Origin of the sequence: Staphylococcus hominis subsp. hominis (assembly GCF_002901845.1) — a bacterium.
In the GTDB taxonomy this organism is placed as follows: domain Bacteria; phylum Bacillota; class Bacilli; order Staphylococcales; family Staphylococcaceae; genus Staphylococcus; species Staphylococcus hominis.
Genome location: NZ_PPQE01000025.1, coordinates 615864 through 634648 on the forward strand (window position 1 = coordinate 615864; position 18785 = coordinate 634648).

Genomic DNA, 18785 nt, shown 5'->3' on the forward strand with positions numbered 1-18785 from the left:
TAAATTTTGGAGGGTATATTATGGCATTATCTACTTTTAATAGGAACTTAATTAAAAAGAATTTAAGAAATAAAGAATTTGACGTTGTAGTTATTGGTGGAGGAATTACTGGTGCAGGTATTGCATTAGATGCTACACAACGTGGTATGAAAGTAGCTTTAGTAGAAATGCAAGACTTTGCGCAAGGTACAAGTTCTCGCTCAACTAAATTAGTACATGGTGGTTTACGTTACTTGAAACAAGCACAAATCAAAGTTGTTGCTGAAACAGGTAAAGAACGTGCAATAGTTTATGAAAATGGTCCCCACGTAACAACTCCTGAATGGATGTTATTACCGATGCATAAAGGGGGTACATTTGGTAAATTCACAACTAATATCGGGTTAACAATGTACGATCGTTTAGCAGGCGTTAAACGTTATGAACGAAAAAAAATGTTATCTAAACAAGCGACTTTAAATAAAGAACCTCTTGTGAAAAAAGATGGTTTAAAAGGTGGCGGTTACTACGTAGAATATCGTACTGACGATGCTCGCTTAACAATTGAAGTGATGAAACGTGCTGCTGAAAAAGGCGCTGAAGTCATTAATCACACTAAATCTACTGACTTCGTATACGATGCTAAAAATAAAGTAAGTGGTATTAAAGTAAAAGATATGCTTACAGGTGAAGAGTATCAAATCAACGCTAAAAAAGTAATCAATGCTGCTGGTCCATGGGTAGACGAAGTGAGAAAGAAAGATTATACACGTAATAATAAACAATTACGTTTAACAAAAGGTGTTCACGTAGTTATCGATCAATCAAAATTCCCATTACGTCAAGCGGTTTACTTTGATACTGAAAAAGATGGTCGTATGATTTTTGCTATTCCTCGTGAAGGTAAAGCATATGTAGGTACTACTGATACATTCTATAATAATGAAAAAACAAAACCTTTAACTAACCAAGAAGATAGAGACTATTTAATTGATGCAATCAATTATATGTTCCCTGATGTGCATGTTACGGATGCTGATATTGAATCAACTTGGGCTGGCGTGCGTCCGTTAATTTTAGAAGATGGAAAAGATCCTTCAGAAATTTCACGTAAAGATGAAATTTGGGAAGGTAAATCAGGATTATTGACCATTGCTGGTGGTAAATTAACTGGATATCGTCACATGGCATTAGAAATTGTTGATTTATTAGCTAAGCGTTTAAAACAAGAATATGGTCTAAAATTTGCGGATAGCAAAACTAAAAATACACCTATTTCTGGTGGAGATGTTGGCGGTAGTAAAAACTTTGAAAACTACGTAAATCGTAAAGTCCAAGAAGGTAAAGCACTTGGATTAAGCACAGATGTGGCACATAATTTAGCTTCAAAATACGGTTCAAATGTAGATAAATTATTCGCAATTGCACAATTAACGAATGAAAAAGATTTAAATATGCCATTAGAATTATACGTTCAATTAGTTTATAGTGTACAAAACGAAATGGTATATAAACCAACTGATTTCTTAATTCGTCGTACTGGTAAATTATATTTTGACATCAATACAGTTAAACAATATAAACAAGCAATCATTGATGAATTAGATAAATTATTAAATTATACTGCTGAACAAAAAAATGAATTTTCTAAAGAAGTTGATGAAGCTATTGAAGAAGCAACACATGGTAATCATCAACCTGCAGAAAAATAAATATAGTTAAAATAGTATATTAACTGAGATTGGGTAAAAACACTCAATCTCAGTTTTTTTTATATTTTGATAAAATTTTTGAGTTTAAAGTATATATAACCTATTAAAAAGTGACAAACTATTTGATAACATTAAAGAGTATAGGTATATTAGTAGGAATAGTACGTTGTTAACAATACCATTATAGAAAGAGATTGGAGGCATATACGTGGGGCAAAGTGCTTATAAAATAACTGTAGAAGATGGAACAACTTTAGAAGTTAAAGTAGATAAAGCAAACATAGCGACTTATGGTATTGTACATATATTTCATGGTATGGCTGAACATATGGATCGATACGAAACACTTGTTAAAGCTTTAACACATCAAGGCTATGATGTGATTAGACATAATCATAGAGGACATGGGAAAGAGATTGATGAGAAAGAACGTGGACATTACGACAGCATGAATCAAGTCGTTCAAGATGCGTTTGAAATTGCACAAACATTATATGATAGTGAGAAAGGATTACCCTATATTGTATTAGGGCATTCAATGGGATCTATTATTGCACGTTTATTCGTTGAAACTTATCCAAATTTTGCTAATGGATTGATATTAACTGGAACAGGACAATATCCTAAATGGAAAGGAATTCCTGCAGGGATCAGTTTGAAATTAATTTCTATTTTTACTGGGAAGCGCAAGCGTTTAAAATGGGTCAATCAACTCGTTTACAAATCATTTAACAAAAAGATTGATCAACCAAGAACTGAAAGTGACTGGCTTTCATCACAGTCTACAGAAGTTGATAAATTCGTAAACGATGAGTATACCGGCTTTTTAGTTTCAAACCAATTAATTTATGAAACAGTAAAACATATGACACGTACTGCAAATTATAGTCAATTAAAAAAAATAAATAAACAGTTACCAATATTGATGATTTCTGGAAAAAATGATCCTTTTGGAGAGTATGGCAGAGGTATTAAATCCATGGCCAGAAAATTTAAAAAAGCTGGTATTAAACATATTACGGTACAACTTTATGCAAATAGAAGACATGAAATATTATTTGAAGTTGATCAACAAATGATATGGAATCATATGTTTGATTGGATTCAAAAACAAGTATTGAAAAATAATCAGAGTGAGGCGTAATCATTGCAAGCATCAAAAAAACCTTTTCTAGTAGTCATTGTAGGGCCGACAGCTTCGGGTAAAACAGAATTGAGTATCGAATTAGCTAAAAAAATGAATGGAGAAATCATTAGTGGCGATTCGATGCAAGTATACCGTCAAATGAATATAGGTACTGCAAAGGTAACAGAAACAGAAATGGAAGGGATCCCCCATTATTTAATAGATATCTTAAATCCTGATGAATCATTTTCTGCATACGAATTTAAAAAAAGAGCAGAAGTGCTTATTGAAGATATTACAAAAAGAGGTAAAGTACCTATTATTGTAGGAGGTACAGGTTTATATATTCAATCTTTAATTTACGATTATCCATTTGATGATGAAAATATATCAGTAGAAAAAGAATTAAGAGTAAAAGAAAAAATAGATGCATTAAATCAATTAAATAATGATGACTTACATCTCTACTTAGCATCGTTTGATGAAACATCAGCTAAAGATATTCATCCAAATAATAGAAAAAGAGTACTTAGAGCGATTGAATATTACTTAAAAACAAAAAAACTTTTAAGTTCTCGAAAGAAAGTTCAACAATTTACAGAAAATTATGATACATTATTAGTAGGGATTGAAATGTCGCGCAAAACATTATATACAAGAATAAATAAACGTGTTGATATTATGTTGGGCCACGGATTATTTAATGAAGTGAAAGCACTAGTTGAACAAGGTTTTGAATCTAGTCAGAGTATGCAAGCAATTGGTTACAAAGAACTTGTCCCTGTTATAAAAGGAGAAATGGAATTAGAACCAGCTATAGAATTATTGAAACAACATTCAAGGCAATATGCGAAAAGGCAACTCACATGGTTTAAAAACAAAATGAATGTTCAATGGTTTGATAGAGAGACAATGTCACTTCAAATGATGTTAGATGAGATTACAACCCAAATAAATAAAAGGAGTTCTAAACATGATTGCAAACCAAAACATCCAAGATCAAGCACTAGAGAACTTTAAAGCAGAACAAACGGAAATTACTGTATTTTTCTTAAATGGTTTTCAAATGAAAGGCGTTATCGAAGACTTTGATAAATACATGATTAGCTTAGTTTCTCAAGGCAAACAACATTTGATTTACAAACATGCGATCAGCACTTTCACTGTGGATACAGAATCTACTGATTCAGAAGCTACAGGTGAAGGTGAAGAATAAGTTGTAATTAAAGTGCCAAGTTACTGACTTTTAGAGCGTAGTCCACGGTCAAAATGTATACGTAGCTTGCAAAATTCTCATCAATTTTTGCACTTTTGAACAAATAGAGGAAATGTTTGTAATAAAACAAAGCTTCAATATAGAACGATTGTCTATGACATAGTCATCTATATTGAAGCTTTTATTTATTTATAGAAGTTTTTCAATATCTTTTTCAATTTGAGCAGGTTTTTTCTGAGGTGAGAAGCGTTGAACAATATTACCTTCACGGTCTACTAAAAACTTAGTAAAATTCCATTTAATTTTTTCACTTAACATACCTTTAGCTTGACTTGTTAAATAACGAAACAATGGATGTTGGTTATCGCCTTTAACGTCAACTTTTTCGTGAATAGGGAATGTGACACCGTAGTTAATTTTACAATTTTGATTTGCTTCAGCACCAGAACCAGGTTCTTGACCACCAAACTGATTGCATGGGAAACCTAAAACAATAAATCCTTGGTCCTTATATTTATTATATAGTTCTTGTAATCCTTCAAATTGTGGTGTAAATCCACATTCACTCGCTGTATTAACGATAAGCATAACATCGCCTTTATATACATCTAATTTATAATTTTCACCATTAGATTTTTGAACTTCAAAATCATAAATATTTTCCATACTATCACCCTTTCAACTTAGCTTTAATTTAACATAGTTTTAGTCGTTAGTCTTTAAACTTGCTCTATGATAGAATATGTAAGACATGTTAAAAAAGGAGATGTATATCATGGCTCAGCAACACACTTATGATACTAAGAAAAAGCTAGAAACTGCTGTATTAGTTGGTGTACATGCTCAAAGTGATCATCAATATAATTTTGAATCTACAATGGAAGAATTAGAAGCTTTAGCATTGACTTGTCAATTAGATGTTATAGGACAAGTCACTCAAAATAAAGATCAATTTGATTATAAATATTATGTTGGCAAAGGTAAGATTGATGAAATTAAAGCTTTTATAGAATTTCATGACATCGATGTTGTTGTGACAAATGATGAATTAACAACAGCACAATCGAAAACATTAAATGATAATTTGGGCATTAAAATTATCGATAGAACACAGCTCATTCTTGAAATTTTTGCTTTAAGAGCGCGTAGTAGAGAAGGTAAATTACAAGTTGAATTAGCTCAACTCGATTACTTACTCCCTAGATTACAAGGACATGGAAAAAGTTTATCTCGTTTAGGCGGGGGAATTGGTACGCGTGGTCCTGGTGAAACAAAATTAGAAATGGATAGACGTCATATTAGAACACGTATGAATGAAATTAAACATCAACTTAAAACAGTGGTCGAACATCGTGAAAGATATCGTAATCAACGCGAACAAAATCAAGTATTTCAAATTGCACTTATTGGCTATACCAATGCTGGAAAATCTTCTTGGTTTAATGTTTTAGCAAACGAAACGACTTTTGAAAAAGATTTACTATTTGCCACACTTGACCCTAAAACACGACAAATACAAATTAACAATGGGTTTAATTTAATTATTTCTGATACCGTAGGCTTCATTCAAAAGTTGCCTACAACATTAGTAGCAGCATTTAAGTCGACATTAGAAGAAGCAAAAAGCGCAAATCTACTTCTACATGTTGTTGATGCAAGTCATCCAGAATATCGAGCTCAATATGATACGGTTAATCAATTGGTAAAAGACTTAGATATGGATGACCTTCCACAAGCAATCATTTTTAATAAAAAAGATCAATGTTCTGAAGAAACTGATGTACTGGTATCAGACCATCCGTCTGTATTTGTATCAAGTCGCAATAGTGAAGATAAATTAAAAGTGAAGCAGTTACTGTTTGATCAAATAAAAGCGACTTTGTCATATTACGTAGAAACTGTATCTAGTGAAGATGCAGATAGATTATATTTTTTAAAACAACATACACTTATCGAAGAAATGAAATTTGATGAGAATAATGAAAGTTATATCGTTAAAGGATATAGAAAATAATTATATATAAAGGAAGATAAATTGCATGTCAGATATTCAACACATCGTTTCTGAAGTAGAAGAAACGTTAACACCCTTTTTTAAAGAAATTGAAGAAACTGCTTATATCAACCAGGAAAAGGTTCTTGATGCTTTTCATCATGTTAAAGCGAGCGAGAATGATTTAGTAGGTTCTACAGGATATGGTTATGATGATTTTGGACGTGATCATTTAGAAGAGATATATGCTTATACGTTTAAAGCAGAAGATGCAATTGTTAGACCTCAAATTATTTCAGGTACTCATGCAATTACATTAGCATTGCAAAGTACACTCAAATATGGCGATGAATTGATGTACATTACAGGTAGTCCTTATGACACCTTACTTGAAGTGATTGGTGTTAATGGTAATGGTATTGAAAGTCTCAAAGAGCATGGTGTGACATATAAAGAAGTTGCATTAAAAGATGGAATGATTGATATTGAAATGGTTTTAAATACTATTTCGAAACAAACGAAAGTTGTTGCTATTCAACGTTCAAAAGGGTATGGCCAACGACCTTCAATTACAGTAGATGAAATAGAAAATGTTATTTCTCAAATTAAACAACGATATCCAAATGTAATTGTTTTTGTAGATAATTGCTACGGAGAGTTTGTAGAGCGTCGAGAACCAATAGAAGTGGGCGCAGATTTAATTGCAGGGTCATTAATAAAAAATCCTGGTGGTGGATTAGCCAAAATTGGTGGTTACATTGCAGGACGAAAAGATTTAATCGAACGATGTGGTTATCGTTTAACTGCACCTGGGATTGGTAAAGAAGCGGGTGCTTCATTATCTTCATTGCAAGAAATGTATCAAGGATTCTTTTTAGCACCGCATGTAGTGAGTCAAAGCTTAAAAGGCGCACTATTTACAAGTTTACTTCTTGAAAAAATGAATATGAACACAGTACCCAAGTACGATGCTAAGCGTACAGACTTAATTCAAACCGTTCAATTTGATACAAAAGAACAGATGATTGCATTTTGTCAAAGTATTCAACATGCTTCACCAATTAATGCACACTTTAGTCCTGAACCTAGTTATATGCCTGGTTATGAAGATGATGTCATCATGGCAGCAGGAACATTTGTGCAAGGCTCCTCTATTGAATTATCAGCAGATGGTCCGATTCGTCCGCCTTATGAGGCATATGTGCAAGGTGGTCTAACTTATGAACATGTTAAAATTGCAGTAACACGTGCAGTAATGAATTTAAAAGAACAGAATTTAATTTAAGTAGTATAACAAAATATTCAAAAATAAATAGTAATAAAAATAATGAGAGTGAATTTCTTTTTGTATATGGATTTATTTTATGATAATATATCATGGTTAATTATGCGAGATACTAATGAATAAGAAGGTTTAAATCAATTATGAAAGAAAATTTTTGGAATGAATTACCACGTCCATTTTTCATTTTAGCGCCGATGGAAGACGTGACAGACATTGTTTTTCGACATGTAGTAAGTGAAGCAGCGAGACCGGATGTATTTTTTACTGAATTTACAAATACGGAGAGTTTTTGTCATCCAGAAGGGATACATAGTGTACGAGGGCGTTTAACATTCAGTGAAGATGAACAGCCTATGGTTGCTCATATATGGGGTGATAAGCCAGAACAATTTAAAGAAATGAGTTTTGGTTTAGCAGATATGGGCTTTAAAGGTATTGATTTAAATATGGGCTGTCCTGTCGCAAATGTTGCCAAAAAGGGTAAAGGGTCTGGGTTAATTTTAAGACCAGAAAGAGCAGCTGAAATTATTCAAGCAGCCAAGGCAGGTGGACTACCTGTTAGTGTTAAAACACGTCTAGGTTATTATAATATAGAGGAATGGAAAGAATGGTTAAGACATGTATTTAAGCAAGACATTGCAAACTTATCTATCCATCTTCGTACACGTAAAGAAATGAGCAAAGTCGATGCACATTGGGAATTAATTGAAGCCATTAAAGAAATGCGTGATGAAGTGGCGCCTCAAACATTATTAACTATTAATGGTGATATTCCAGATAGACAAAAAGGAATGGAACTTGCGACGAAATATGGTATTGATGGAGTGATGATTGGAAGAGGTATTTTCCATAATCCTTTTGCTTTTGAAAAAGACCCACGCGAACATACAAGTAAAGAACTCTTGGATTTATTTAGATTACATTTAGAGTTATTTGAAAAGTATTCAAATGAAGAAACACAACAATTTAAAAGTTTACGACGTTTCTTTAAAATTTATGTGCGAGGTATTAGAGGTGTAAGTGAATTACGACATCAATTAATGAGTACAGAAACTGTGGATGAAGCTCGAGCATTACTTGATGATTTTGAAGCAAATATGGAAGATAACCATTAATGAAGCTTAAGTTTTCAAAACTCAACAATAAGAATACGCTATCGTATTGATGTCGTAAAAAATAATTTTTAAATAGTAAAAAGCCTGTAGATAACTGTATCTATGGGCTTTATGTTTATATGTAAGAAATATTTATTTTCATGTAAGAAAACCTGACATATTTTTGTATTTCGTATTAATCTATGCTAAATTATAGACAAGTTCAAAAGTAGAGGTGAGGTTATAGTGTCTAACGATACAATAAGACGTAATATGGCCGTGTTCTCTATGAGTGTTGTTTGTAAATTGACAGAACTCACAGCAAGACAAATACGTTATTATGAAACACATGAACTCATTAAGCCCGAACGTACCGAAGGAAATAAAAGGTTATTCTCTATGAATGATTTAGAGAGACTGTTAGAAATTAAAGCGTTAATTGAAAAAGGTTTTAATTTAAAAGGTATTAAACAAATAATTACAAATAATCAAGGGCACTTAACTACTGATGAACAAGAAACGAGAAAAAGAATGATTGTAGATGCAACTCAGAAACCGCGCAGTGAAGCTTTACCGATAAACCGTGGCGATTTATCACGATTTATTAATTAATAACTTGGAGGATGTCTACCATGTCAAAACGTACTTTTACAAAAGAAGATATTCGCAAATTTGCAAAAGAGGAAAACGTAAGATATTTAAGATTACAATTCACTGATATCTTAGGCACAATTAAAAATGTGGAAGTTCCAGTAAGCCAATTAGAAAAAGTGTTAGATAATGAAATGATGTTTGATGGATCTTCAATCGAAGGTTTCGTACGTATTGAAGAATCAGATATGTATTTATACCCAGATTTAGATACTTGGGTTATCTTCCCTTGGACAGCAGGTCAAGGCAAAGTAGCACGTTTAATTTGTGATGTTTATACAACTGATGGAGAACCATTTGCTGGGGATCCACGTACGAACTTAAAACGTATATTAAAAGAAATGGAAGACTTAGGTTATACAGATTTCAACTTAGGACCTGAACCGGAATTCTTCTTATTCAAATTGGATGAAAAAGGTGAACCAACATTAGAATTAAATGATAATGGTGGTTACTTTGACTTAGCACCAACTGACTTAGGTGAAAATTGTCGTCGTGACATCGTCCTTGAATTAGAAGATATGGGCTTTGATATCGAAGCAAGTCACCATGAAGTAGCACCAGGTCAACACGAAATTGACTTCAAATATGCAGATGCAATTTCAGCATGTGACAACATTCAAACATTTAAATTAGTTGTTAAAACAATTGCACGTAAACATAATTTACATGCGACATTTATGCCAAAACCATTATTTGGTGTAAATGGAAGTGGTATGCACTTCAACGTATCTTTATTCAAAGGTAAAGAAAATGCATTCTTTGATCCAAACGGCAAAGACCAATTAACTGAAGATGCTTATCACTTTACTGCAGGTATCTTAAATAATGCACGTGGATTTACAGCAGTATGTAACCCATTAGTCAATTCATATAAGCGTTTAGTACCTGGTTACGAAGCGCCATGTTACATTGCTTGGAGTGGTAAAAACCGTTCTCCATTAGTACGTGTACCTACTTCAAGAGGTTTATCAACTCGTATTGAAGTACGTTCAGTTGACCCAGCAGCTAACCCATATATGGCTTTAGCTGCGATCTTACAAGCTGGTTTAGACGGTATTAAAAACAAAACTAAAGTACCAGAACCAGTAAACCAAAATATTTATGAAATGAATCGTGAAGAACGTGAAGCAGTAGGTATTCAAGATTTACCATCTACACTTTATACTGCATTAAAAGCAATGCGTGAAAACGATACAGTTAAAAAAGCATTAGGCAATCACATCTATAATCAATTTATTAATTCTAAATCTATCGAATGGGACTATTACAGAACTCAAGTGTCTGAATGGGAACGCGATCAATATATGAAACAATACTAATCGCTAAGCAAAAAGGGGAAAGACTTAGGGATATAAGGAGTTAAGGCACATGCCTTAGCTTCTTTTTTATTTAAAAATAATCTATTTTTACTTGATCACTTTCTTAAAAAGTAGTGAATTGGTCAATTTTTGGTCAAGTAAGTATTAAAAAACATTCTTTATATACTTTTCAAAATTTTTTAGTTTAATCATAGATCGTTTAGCTTTTTATTTAATTTTCAATATTAGTTTATAAATGTTAATTTTTATTTAGAACATTCAAAGTAATATTATGACAGAAAGACAGAACAATAAGAATTTAGACAATAATGACGCACAAATATAGAAAATGAGAAAAACTTCTTTTAATTAGAAATATTCCGAAAATAAATAAAAGTATATACATTAATTTTAATGTTGCTTTGACCAATCAACTTGATATTGTATCTATTAATCAAGTGATTACGGACTTTTTGCTCTTCTTTCGTTCTGTAAATTTCGTTATGATTATAAGTTTTCTGGTTACTATTTTGTTGTGACGGAGATATATAGTACACTGTGTATCATCAGGTGTGATGTATCCAATCGTATCACCAGTTAATACCATTCATTATAATATTGATTTTGTTTACTATTATTATTTTGAATAGTATTGAATTGTATTGCTGCTTGATTCTTATTTGCAGTTTGATTGAGAGTTTTAAGTAATCAAATGATAAGATGATGTGTTTTTTATTTTTGTTATTATCTTGCTTTTTTTATCTTTTTTATCGATATTTTAAGAAGTATATTTTTTTTGTTTTTCATGTTCGCCTGCCACTAATTTTTTTCATAATATGTAAATCCTATTTTAGATAATATTTATTAAATATATCAGTAAAACCTTTATAAATTATAAAAATATTATGTAAACATAAAAATATAGACCCAAAGTACGTCATCTTAAGGTCTATATTAAATCAATTAATAGTTAAATTAATTCTAAAAGTTTATCTATATTTTCCTCAGTTGTTGCCCAACTTGTTGCAAATCTAACAACACGATGTGTATCATCGTATTTTTCCCAAATTGCAAATTTCACCTTACTCTGAAGATCTTTAATCTTATCATCACTTAATACGAAAAACTGTTGATTAGTAGGAGAATCAAAATACACTTTATAACCTTTATCGATAAATCCTTGTTTCATTTTATTCGCCATATTAATAGCATGTCGACTAATTTCAAAATACAAGTTATCAGTAAATAATTCCAAAAATTGAATACCAACTAAACGTCCCTTAGCAAGTAGGGCACCATGCTGTTTAATACGTGTAGTGAAATGTGTAGGTTCATTATTATTTGTGAATACAATCGCTTCACCACATAGTGCACCAATCTTTGTACCACCAATATAAAAAATGTCACAGTAATTAGCAATATCTTCAATTGTGACATCTGTTTCGTTACTCATTAAACCATAACCTAATCGTGCACCATCCATAAATAATGGAATATGATGTTCTTTACAGACGTCTGATAAATTCTTGAGTTCTTCTTTACTATAAAGCGTTCCATATTCAGTAGGATGAGAAATATATACCATACCAGGAAATACCATATGTTCACGCTTGAAATCACTATAAAAAGTTTCAAGATAGGTATTTACTTCTTTAGGTGAAATCTTACCTTCATAAGATGGCACTGCTAATACTTTATGACCACTAAATTCTATAGCGCCCCCTTCATGTACTGCCACATGACCTGTATCTGCTGAAATAACTCCTTCATATGGCTTTAATACAGTATTAATAACAACTTGATTTGTTTGTGTACCACCAACTAAAAAGCGAACAGTGGCTTCAGGACATTGAATCGTTTTTCGAATTTGATCAGCGGCTTGTTTTGAAAATTGATCATCCCCATAACCCGAAGCTTGAATATAATTTGTATCAATAAAACGTTGTAAAATTTTTGGATGTGCACCTTCTAGGTAATCATTTTCAAAAGATATCATCGAATTCCTCCCTAACTTCCTTATGCTTATTCTAAACTGATTATTCTGAAAATTCGAATAGAATGTGTTTAGTATACACCACCTTTTTACAAATGTGAATTTAAGTGAATAAAAATAAAAATGTAAGCGTTTTTAAAAGATATCCTATTATCCTTACAATTTAGTTGATAAATATATGTAAAAAGACTATGATTTAAACAAATATATGAAATGGAGTGTTACAAATGAGCAAAGTAAAATTTAAAAGAATTCAAGAACAAACAATTGAAGAATTGGAAAATGAAATTAATCAATATTTAGCAAGTGAAGAAGGTAGTCGCTATGAATTATTAAATGTTTCAATTGATAAAATTGAAGAACGCCAATTTCCTAATAATGAAGAAATATTAAGTGCCTTTTTAATATTAGCCGATAAATAAAAGTTGAATTTGAGAAGTAGGAGTTTAGAATTATGATAAGTCTTTTTGGCCCTAAAATTGGTACAATATTGAATATCATTTTAGTGCTTGGATTTTTAGTCAATTTAGTGTTGGCTTTTATTTTGATTTTTCTAGAGCGTAACAGACGTAGTGCATCTTCGACATGGGCTTGGATATTTGTATTATTTGTATTACCAGTGCTTGGATTTATTCTTTATCTATTTTTCGGTAGAACAGTTTCAAAAAGAAAAATGGAGAAAAATAATGGTAAAGAGATAGATGTTTATAAAGATTTAATTGATGAACAAGCTCATAAAATTGATCATCACAACTATCATACAGAAAATAAGCAGCTACAAAATCATCAAGATATGGCAAGAATGCTATTAAAGAAACAAGATGCTTTTATTACTGAAGACAATACAATTGATTTATTTATTGATGGTCATGAATTATATGACAAAGTAATCGAAGATATTTATAATGCGAAAGGTTACATACATTTAGAGTACTTTGGATTTGAAATCGATGGTCTAGGCAAACGAATTATCGATGCCCTAGAAACAAAGTTAAAAGAAGGTTTAGAAGTTAAATTACTCTACGATGATGTGGGTTCAAAAAAATTAAAACGTCACAAATTTAAACGTTTTGAATCATTAGGTGGAGAGGTAGAAGCATTTTTTGCATCTAAACTACCAATTATTAACTTTAGAATGAATAATCGTAACCATCGGAAGATTATTGTTATTGATGGTCAAATCGGGTATATTGGTGGATTTAACGTAGGTGACGATTATTTAGGTTTAGGTAAACTAGGATACTGGAGAGATACGCATTTAAGAGTACAAGGTGATGTTGTAAATGCACTTCAAATTAGATTTATTCTTGATTGGAACTCTCAAGCACATCGTCCACAATTTGAATATGATAATAAGTATTTTCCTAAAAAGAAAGTACACAATGGTCATTCAGCCATTCAAATTGGTTCAAGTGGACCTGCATATGAATTACATCAAATTGAGTTTGGATATACCAAAATGATTATGAGTGCGAAAAAATCTATTTATATTCAAACACCTTACTTTATACCAGATCGAGCTTACATTAATGCATTGAAAATGGCAGCCAATACTGGCGTTGATGTTAACATAATGATTCCATGTAAACCTGATCATCCCTTTGTCTACTGGTCTACATTTTCAAATGTTGCTGAATTACTTGAGTATGGAGTAAAAGTGTATACGTATCAAAATGGATTTATACATTCTAAAATGTTAATGATTGATGATGAAGTCAGTAGTGTAGGTTCATCTAATATGGACTACAGAAGCTTTGTATTGAACTTTGAAGTTAATGCATTCGTATATGATGAACAATTAGCTAAGAAGTTAAAAGAGGCGTATAAAGAAGATATTAAAAAGTCTAAACAACTTACACTTGAGAAATATAAAAAACGGCCATTATCAATTAAATTAAAAGAAGATATTGCCGAATTATTATCCCCAATCTTGTAAGAATTAATAAAACCGACAAAGCATTGTGCTTTGTCGGTTTTATTAATGTGACAAATGTCACTTAAAAATAATGACATTTTTATCTGAAATTATAACTTGTTTGTTGATAAATTATTGATATTAACAAAAGGAAGTGATGAGTTATGATTCAAATTCGACATTTATCTAAAAGATATAATGGAAAGACAGTATTGAAAAACATATCACTAAATATAGAAAAGGGTATGAGTACTGCATTAATAGGAAAAAATGGAGCCGGAAAATCAACTTTAATTAATATTTTAATTAATCATTTGAAAGCAGATACGGGAGAAATTATAGATATAGATCATGTATTAAATTTAAATCATATTGGTGTATTATTTCAAAAAACATCTTTTCCTAGGTTAATAAAAGTAAAAGAATTATATAAATTATTTTGTCAACTGTACAAGGATGCAATTTCAATAGATGAATTTAAAAAAATTACAAAATTGAATGATAGCCAGTTGAATCTGTATGCAAATCACTTATCTGGTGGACAACAACGTATATTAGATTTTGGATTGTGTTTAATAGGAAAACCAAAGCTTCTCATTTTAGATGAACCTACTGCAGCTATGGATGTTGAAATGCGAGAACATTTCTGGACAATGATAGGGAAATTAAAAAAAGAAAATGTATCTATTTTTTATACTTCTCATTATATTGAAGAAGTAGAACGAACGGCAGATAAAGTTATATTTCTTGATCAAGGTATTATTAAGTTAAATGATTCACCTAGAAATATATTAACCAACCAACAATATTCAATAATTAAAGTGCCAAATACAGTAGACAATAATTTACAGAATTTAACAAATTATTTTGATGTAAAAATTGAAGATACTACTTTAAAAATTAAAACATCTGATGTTAAGAAAGTAATATATTATTTGGAAAAATTAAATTTAAATTTAAATGACATTACTATTGAAAAGCAAACATTGTTAGAAACAATTTTATTTGCTGATGTAAAAGAGGGAGAGACTAAAAATGAATAATATCGCTTTATTAAAAACAGAATTTAAAATTATTTTTCGAAAGAAACTAACTACATTCTTATCAATCATATTACCGGTAGGCTTTTATTTATTATTTACTTCTTTACTAGACTTACCTGAAGAGGAGAAACAGCAGTTCTATAAAGAATATATGTATAGTATGACAGTGTTTAGCTTGATGAGTTTTTGTTTAATGCAATTTCCTATAGAGATTATTGAAGAAAGAAACACAGGTTGGTTTAAACGATTAATGGTAACGCCTTTATCTAGTAAAACCTATTTTACTACTAAAATAATAAAAACAATAATGCTATTTTTATTGGCTATTATTTTAATTTTTACTGTTGCTCATCTATATAAACACGTAAACATGAGTATACAACAATGGTTGCTTTCAGGTGTTTCATTATGGGTAGGTGCAAGTTTATTTTTAACATTAGGACTAGTAATCGCTCAATTTAATGAGACACAAAAGGCAAATAGTATAGCAAACATAATTAATATGTTGTTAGCGATATTAGGAGGATTGTGGTTTCCAGTTCAAACATTTCCAATTTGGTTACAAAAAATTTCGAAAATTACTCCAACATATCATTTGAAAAATTTGGCACTGGAATTAGTTAAAAATCAAGGATTAAACATTACTTCATTATTTACTTTAATTGTATATAGTATAATGTTTTTAATTATTGCAATGTGGATTAACCAAAGAAAAGAAGTGAACTAGATGGAAAAAAGAAAATGGAGTATTAGATTAGGAGAACTTTCTACGCTTTTATATTTGTTATTTCCAATTATAAGCATCTTTAATGAAAAACGAGGTTCTCAAACTGTATATTTAATTGTTTTAGCTATTTTCATTGTGTCTTATCTTATGTTAGTAATATATTATTATCGATTTAACAATAACGTAATATATAGCCTATTAGTGGTTCATTATGTAGGAATTATATATTTTGTTTATACTATTAATCCAATGAATAGCTTATTCTTTTTCTTTAGCGCATTTGCATTACCTTTCATGTTTGAAGTAACAATTAAGTCTAAAGAATTTATTACATTTATAATTGCAATGCTTTTATGTCTCACAATTACAAGTTTTTATCAAATAGAATATGTTTCTGTATTAATTATCTTTTATTTAGTTATTTTAATTATTACACTAGGAAATTTTAAAACTAAAAAAGATAGAGCATTAAAAAAAGAAATAGAAGAGAAAAATAAGTATATTAATACATTAATTGCAGAACAAGAACGTCAACGTATAGGGCAAGATTTACATGATACACTAGGGCATGTATTTGTAAGCCTTAGTTTAAAATCAGAATTGGCATATAAGTTGATTGATAAAAATCAAGAAAAAGCTAAAAATGAAATATTAGCGATTAATCAGATATCTAAAGCTACCTTAATTAAGGTAAGAAATATTATTGAAAATTTAAAATCTCAAAGTTTTGAAGAGGAAATTCAATCTATAAAAACTGTTTTAAAAGATGCAAACATTCAATTTGAATTAAAAAATATAAGAAAGGTAAATGTTTTAAATCCAACAAAGCAATCTATACTATCAATGATTTTGAGAGAAGCAATCAATAATGTCATTAAACATGCAAATGCTAGTAAAATCTGTTGTGAGGTTAGACAAGAAAAAAATGAACTCTACTTAATTATTCAAGATAATGGAAAAGGTTTAAACGATACAGAAGACATTAAGTTAGAAAGTATAGAAAATAGAGTTCAATTTCTTAATGGAAAGCTAGAAATTAAAGATAAAAGTGGTATGCATATACGTATTATAATACCAAGAGAGGATATTAAATGATTAGCATTATAATAGCAGAAGATCAATATATGTTGCGAAAAGCGATGGTTCAACTGATTGAATTCAATGACCAAATGAACGTGATTGAGGACTGTGGTAATGGGGTTGACGCATTTGATTTTATTGAAAAGTATCATCCAGATATTGCTATATTAGATATTGAAATGCCTGGACTGACAGGATTAGAAGTATTAGTTAAAATAAAAGAATTTAAATTAGATACTAAAGTCATTATTGTAACAACATTTAAAAGACCAGGTTATTTTGAAAAAGCTGTGGCTAATGATGTAGATGCATACGTATTGAAGGAACGTTCAGTAGAAGATTTAATACAAACTATCCAAAACGTCATGAAAGGTGAAAAAGAGTATAGTACTTCATTAATGACTACTTTATTTAAAGAATCTAATCCCTTAACACATAAAGAACAAGTTGTATTACGTGAAATTGGAAATAATCTAAGTAGTAAAGAAATTGCAGAAAAACTTTATCTCTCAGATGGAACAGTAAGAAATTATACGTCTAATATAATTGATAAATTAAATGCAGATAATCGGTTTAATGCTTGGAAGCAGGCGAAAGAAAAAGGATGGATATAAAAGTAAGTAAAAAATTTTAAATAATATATAAAAAAGACTGAATTGAATGATATTTAATGTTTTCAATTCAGTCTTTTATTGAGAGTGACGTTGTATGATACTCCCTTATTTATCTTTTCGTTTACGTATAATACTTTGAATAATATAAACAATAAATCCAACTAAAATGCCTAACAATACTGCTATAACAACCGAAACAATAATAGGCAGTTTATAAACGATTTGTAAAATAACGCCAACGATAATAGCAATTACGACAGCAATCATCGTGACTAAATTTTCATTACGTTCGCTCATGTATTTCACTCCTAACATGTATAATTATATCATGTTGAATATCAATTAATCATTTTTTGAAAATAAATTCAATATAGGTAGACTTTTTAGGTCGAAAGTATTGATTGATTATTAAATACATATTATATATTATATTTGAGTATTAAAAATATAATATAGGAGGCACCTATGAATTCAAAGAAAAATTTAACAATAATTGTTTTTGCTGTCATTGTTATTGGCGTATTAGCATTTCAATTTTTAAATCATACAGGGCCATTTAAAGACGATAGTCAACATTCTTCATCTAATTCAACACAGACAGAATTTAAAGGAAAAGAAAAAGTCCACGTTGATCGGGTTGTAGATGGAGATACATTTGTGGCTAAGAAATCAAATGGTGAGCAAATTAAGGTACGTTTAATTGGTGTTGATACACCAGAAACGGTTAAACCTAACACACCAGTTCAACCTTATGGAAAAGAAGCTTCTAATTACAGCAAACAACATTTAAATAATAAAGATGTGTATTTAGAATATGATAAGGAAAAAGAAGACCGTTATGGTCGTACATTAGCCTATGTATGGTTAGATGAAAAAACAATGTATAACGAAGAATTAGTTAAAAAAGGATTAGCTCGTGAAAAATACTTTTCACCTAACGGTAAATATAGAAGTACATTTGAAAAAGATGAACAGCAAGCTAAAAAAGATAAAGTGAATCTTTGGAGTTAAAAAATGAGTATGGGAGAACATTCGTCAAGAATGTTCTCCCATACT

Annotated in this window: 19 protein-coding genes; 16 read left to right on the top strand and 3 right to left on the bottom strand. The window is 30.4% G+C overall.

The window, feature by feature from the left end; all coding sequences use genetic code 11:
• Positions 1 to 20: 20 nt before the first annotated feature.
• The 4 genes from CD034_RS04590 to hfq all read left to right on the top strand — a co-directional run bounded on the left by CD034_RS04590 (position 21) and on the right by hfq (position 4033).
• Positions 21 to 1691, top strand: coding sequence for a glycerol-3-phosphate dehydrogenase/oxidase (locus CD034_RS04590; RefSeq protein ID WP_002488651.1), 1671 nt, complete (start codon positions 21 to 23; stop codon positions 1689 to 1691).
• Between the two features lie 208 nt (positions 1692 to 1899).
• Positions 1900 to 2835, top strand: a complete 936-nt coding sequence (locus CD034_RS04595; protein ID WP_002455392.1) for an alpha/beta hydrolase — start codon at positions 1900 to 1902, stop codon at positions 2833 to 2835.
• Positions 2836 to 2838: 3 nt separating this feature from the next.
• Complete coding sequence (gene miaA / locus CD034_RS04600) at positions 2839 to 3837, top strand: tRNA (adenosine(37)-N6)-dimethylallyltransferase MiaA (RefSeq protein ID WP_103288168.1); 999 nt, start codon at positions 2839 to 2841, stop codon at positions 3835 to 3837.
• Entirely contained in the window at positions 3791 to 4033 is a 243-nt protein-coding gene (gene hfq / locus CD034_RS04605) for an RNA chaperone Hfq (RefSeq protein WP_002448741.1), read from the top strand. The genes miaA and hfq overlap by 47 nt, the downstream gene beginning before the upstream one ends.
• A 189-nt stretch (positions 4034 to 4222) precedes the next feature.
• Here the strand turns inward: hfq and CD034_RS04610 are convergent, their stop codons facing one another.
• Positions 4223 to 4699, bottom strand: coding sequence for a glutathione peroxidase (locus CD034_RS04610; protein WP_002448833.1), 477 nt, complete (start codon positions 4697 to 4699; stop codon positions 4223 to 4225).
• 109 nt (positions 4700 to 4808) lie between these two features.
• Between CD034_RS04610 and hflX the strand changes: the two genes are divergently transcribed.
• From hflX to glnA, 5 genes are all read left to right on the top strand, one after another.
• Positions 4809 to 6047: a GTPase HflX gene (gene hflX, locus CD034_RS04615; RefSeq protein ID WP_103288169.1), complete on the top strand. Its 1239-nt coding sequence runs from the start codon at positions 4809 to 4811 to the stop codon at positions 6045 to 6047.
• A gap of 25 nt (positions 6048 to 6072) precedes the next feature.
• The gene (locus CD034_RS04620) at positions 6073 to 7311 is read left to right on the top strand and encodes a methionine gamma-lyase family protein (protein ID WP_103288170.1); all 1239 of its coding nucleotides are present in this window, start codon (positions 6073 to 6075) and stop codon (positions 7309 to 7311) included.
• Positions 7312 to 7451: 140 nt separating this feature from the next.
• A complete protein-coding gene (locus CD034_RS04625; RefSeq protein ID WP_071859422.1) occupies positions 7452 to 8426 on the top strand; it encodes a tRNA dihydrouridine synthase in 975 nt (324 codons plus the stop codon).
• A gap of 222 nt (positions 8427 to 8648) precedes the next feature.
• The gene (locus tag CD034_RS04630; RefSeq protein WP_161800506.1) at positions 8649 to 9017 is read left to right on the top strand and encodes a MerR family transcriptional regulator; all 369 of its coding nucleotides are present in this window, start codon (positions 8649 to 8651) and stop codon (positions 9015 to 9017) included.
• A gap of 20 nt (positions 9018 to 9037) precedes the next feature.
• Positions 9038 to 10378 (top strand): type I glutamate--ammonia ligase, encoded by a 1341-nt coding sequence (glnA, locus tag CD034_RS04635; RefSeq protein WP_002448751.1) that lies wholly within the window; start codon positions 9038 to 9040, stop codon positions 10376 to 10378.
• 949 nt (positions 10379 to 11327) lie between these two features.
• On the opposite strand, the gene CD034_RS04640 is transcribed toward glnA, so the two are convergent.
• Positions 11328 to 12353 (bottom strand): threonine aldolase family protein, encoded by a 1026-nt coding sequence (locus CD034_RS04640; protein WP_049431905.1) that lies wholly within the window; start codon positions 12351 to 12353, stop codon positions 11328 to 11330.
• Between the two features lie 224 nt (positions 12354 to 12577).
• On the opposite strand from CD034_RS04640, the gene CD034_RS04645 reads away from it, so the two are divergent.
• From CD034_RS04645 to CD034_RS04670, 6 genes are all read left to right on the top strand, one after another.
• Positions 12578 to 12772: a hypothetical protein gene (locus tag CD034_RS04645; protein ID WP_002448761.1), complete on the top strand. Its 195-nt coding sequence runs from the start codon at positions 12578 to 12580 to the stop codon at positions 12770 to 12772.
• Positions 12773 to 12804: 32 nt separating this feature from the next.
• Entirely contained in the window at positions 12805 to 14286 is a 1482-nt protein-coding gene (cls, locus tag CD034_RS04650; RefSeq protein WP_103288171.1) for a cardiolipin synthase, read from the top strand.
• A 143-nt stretch (positions 14287 to 14429) separates the two neighbouring features.
• Positions 14430 to 15308, top strand: coding sequence for an ABC transporter ATP-binding protein (locus tag CD034_RS04655; RefSeq protein WP_103288172.1), 879 nt, complete (start codon positions 14430 to 14432; stop codon positions 15306 to 15308).
• A complete protein-coding gene (locus tag CD034_RS04660) occupies positions 15301 to 16035 on the top strand; it encodes an ABC transporter permease (RefSeq protein ID WP_002448795.1) in 735 nt (244 codons plus the stop codon). The genes CD034_RS04655 and CD034_RS04660 overlap by 8 nt, the downstream gene beginning before the upstream one ends.
• Positions 16036 to 17130 (top strand): sensor histidine kinase, encoded by a 1095-nt coding sequence (locus CD034_RS04665; RefSeq protein ID WP_002448850.1) that lies wholly within the window; start codon positions 16036 to 16038, stop codon positions 17128 to 17130.
• A complete protein-coding gene (locus CD034_RS04670) occupies positions 17127 to 17729 on the top strand; it encodes a response regulator transcription factor (protein WP_002448863.1) in 603 nt (200 codons plus the stop codon). Before CD034_RS04665 ends, CD034_RS04670 begins: the two co-directional genes overlap by 4 nt.
• Before the next feature lie 105 nt (positions 17730 to 17834).
• Here CD034_RS04670 and CD034_RS04675 read toward each other — a convergent pair whose 3' ends face one another.
• Complete coding sequence (locus tag CD034_RS04675) at positions 17835 to 18026, bottom strand: hypothetical protein (protein ID WP_002448766.1); 192 nt, start codon at positions 18024 to 18026, stop codon at positions 17835 to 17837.
• Between the two features lie 168 nt (positions 18027 to 18194).
• Here CD034_RS04675 and nucI point away from each other — a divergent pair, with 168 nt between their 5' ends.
• Positions 18195 to 18740, top strand: a complete 546-nt coding sequence (gene nucI / locus CD034_RS04680) for a thermonuclease NucI (RefSeq protein ID WP_002448734.1) — start codon at positions 18195 to 18197, stop codon at positions 18738 to 18740.
• Positions 18741 to 18785: the final 45 nt, after the last annotated feature.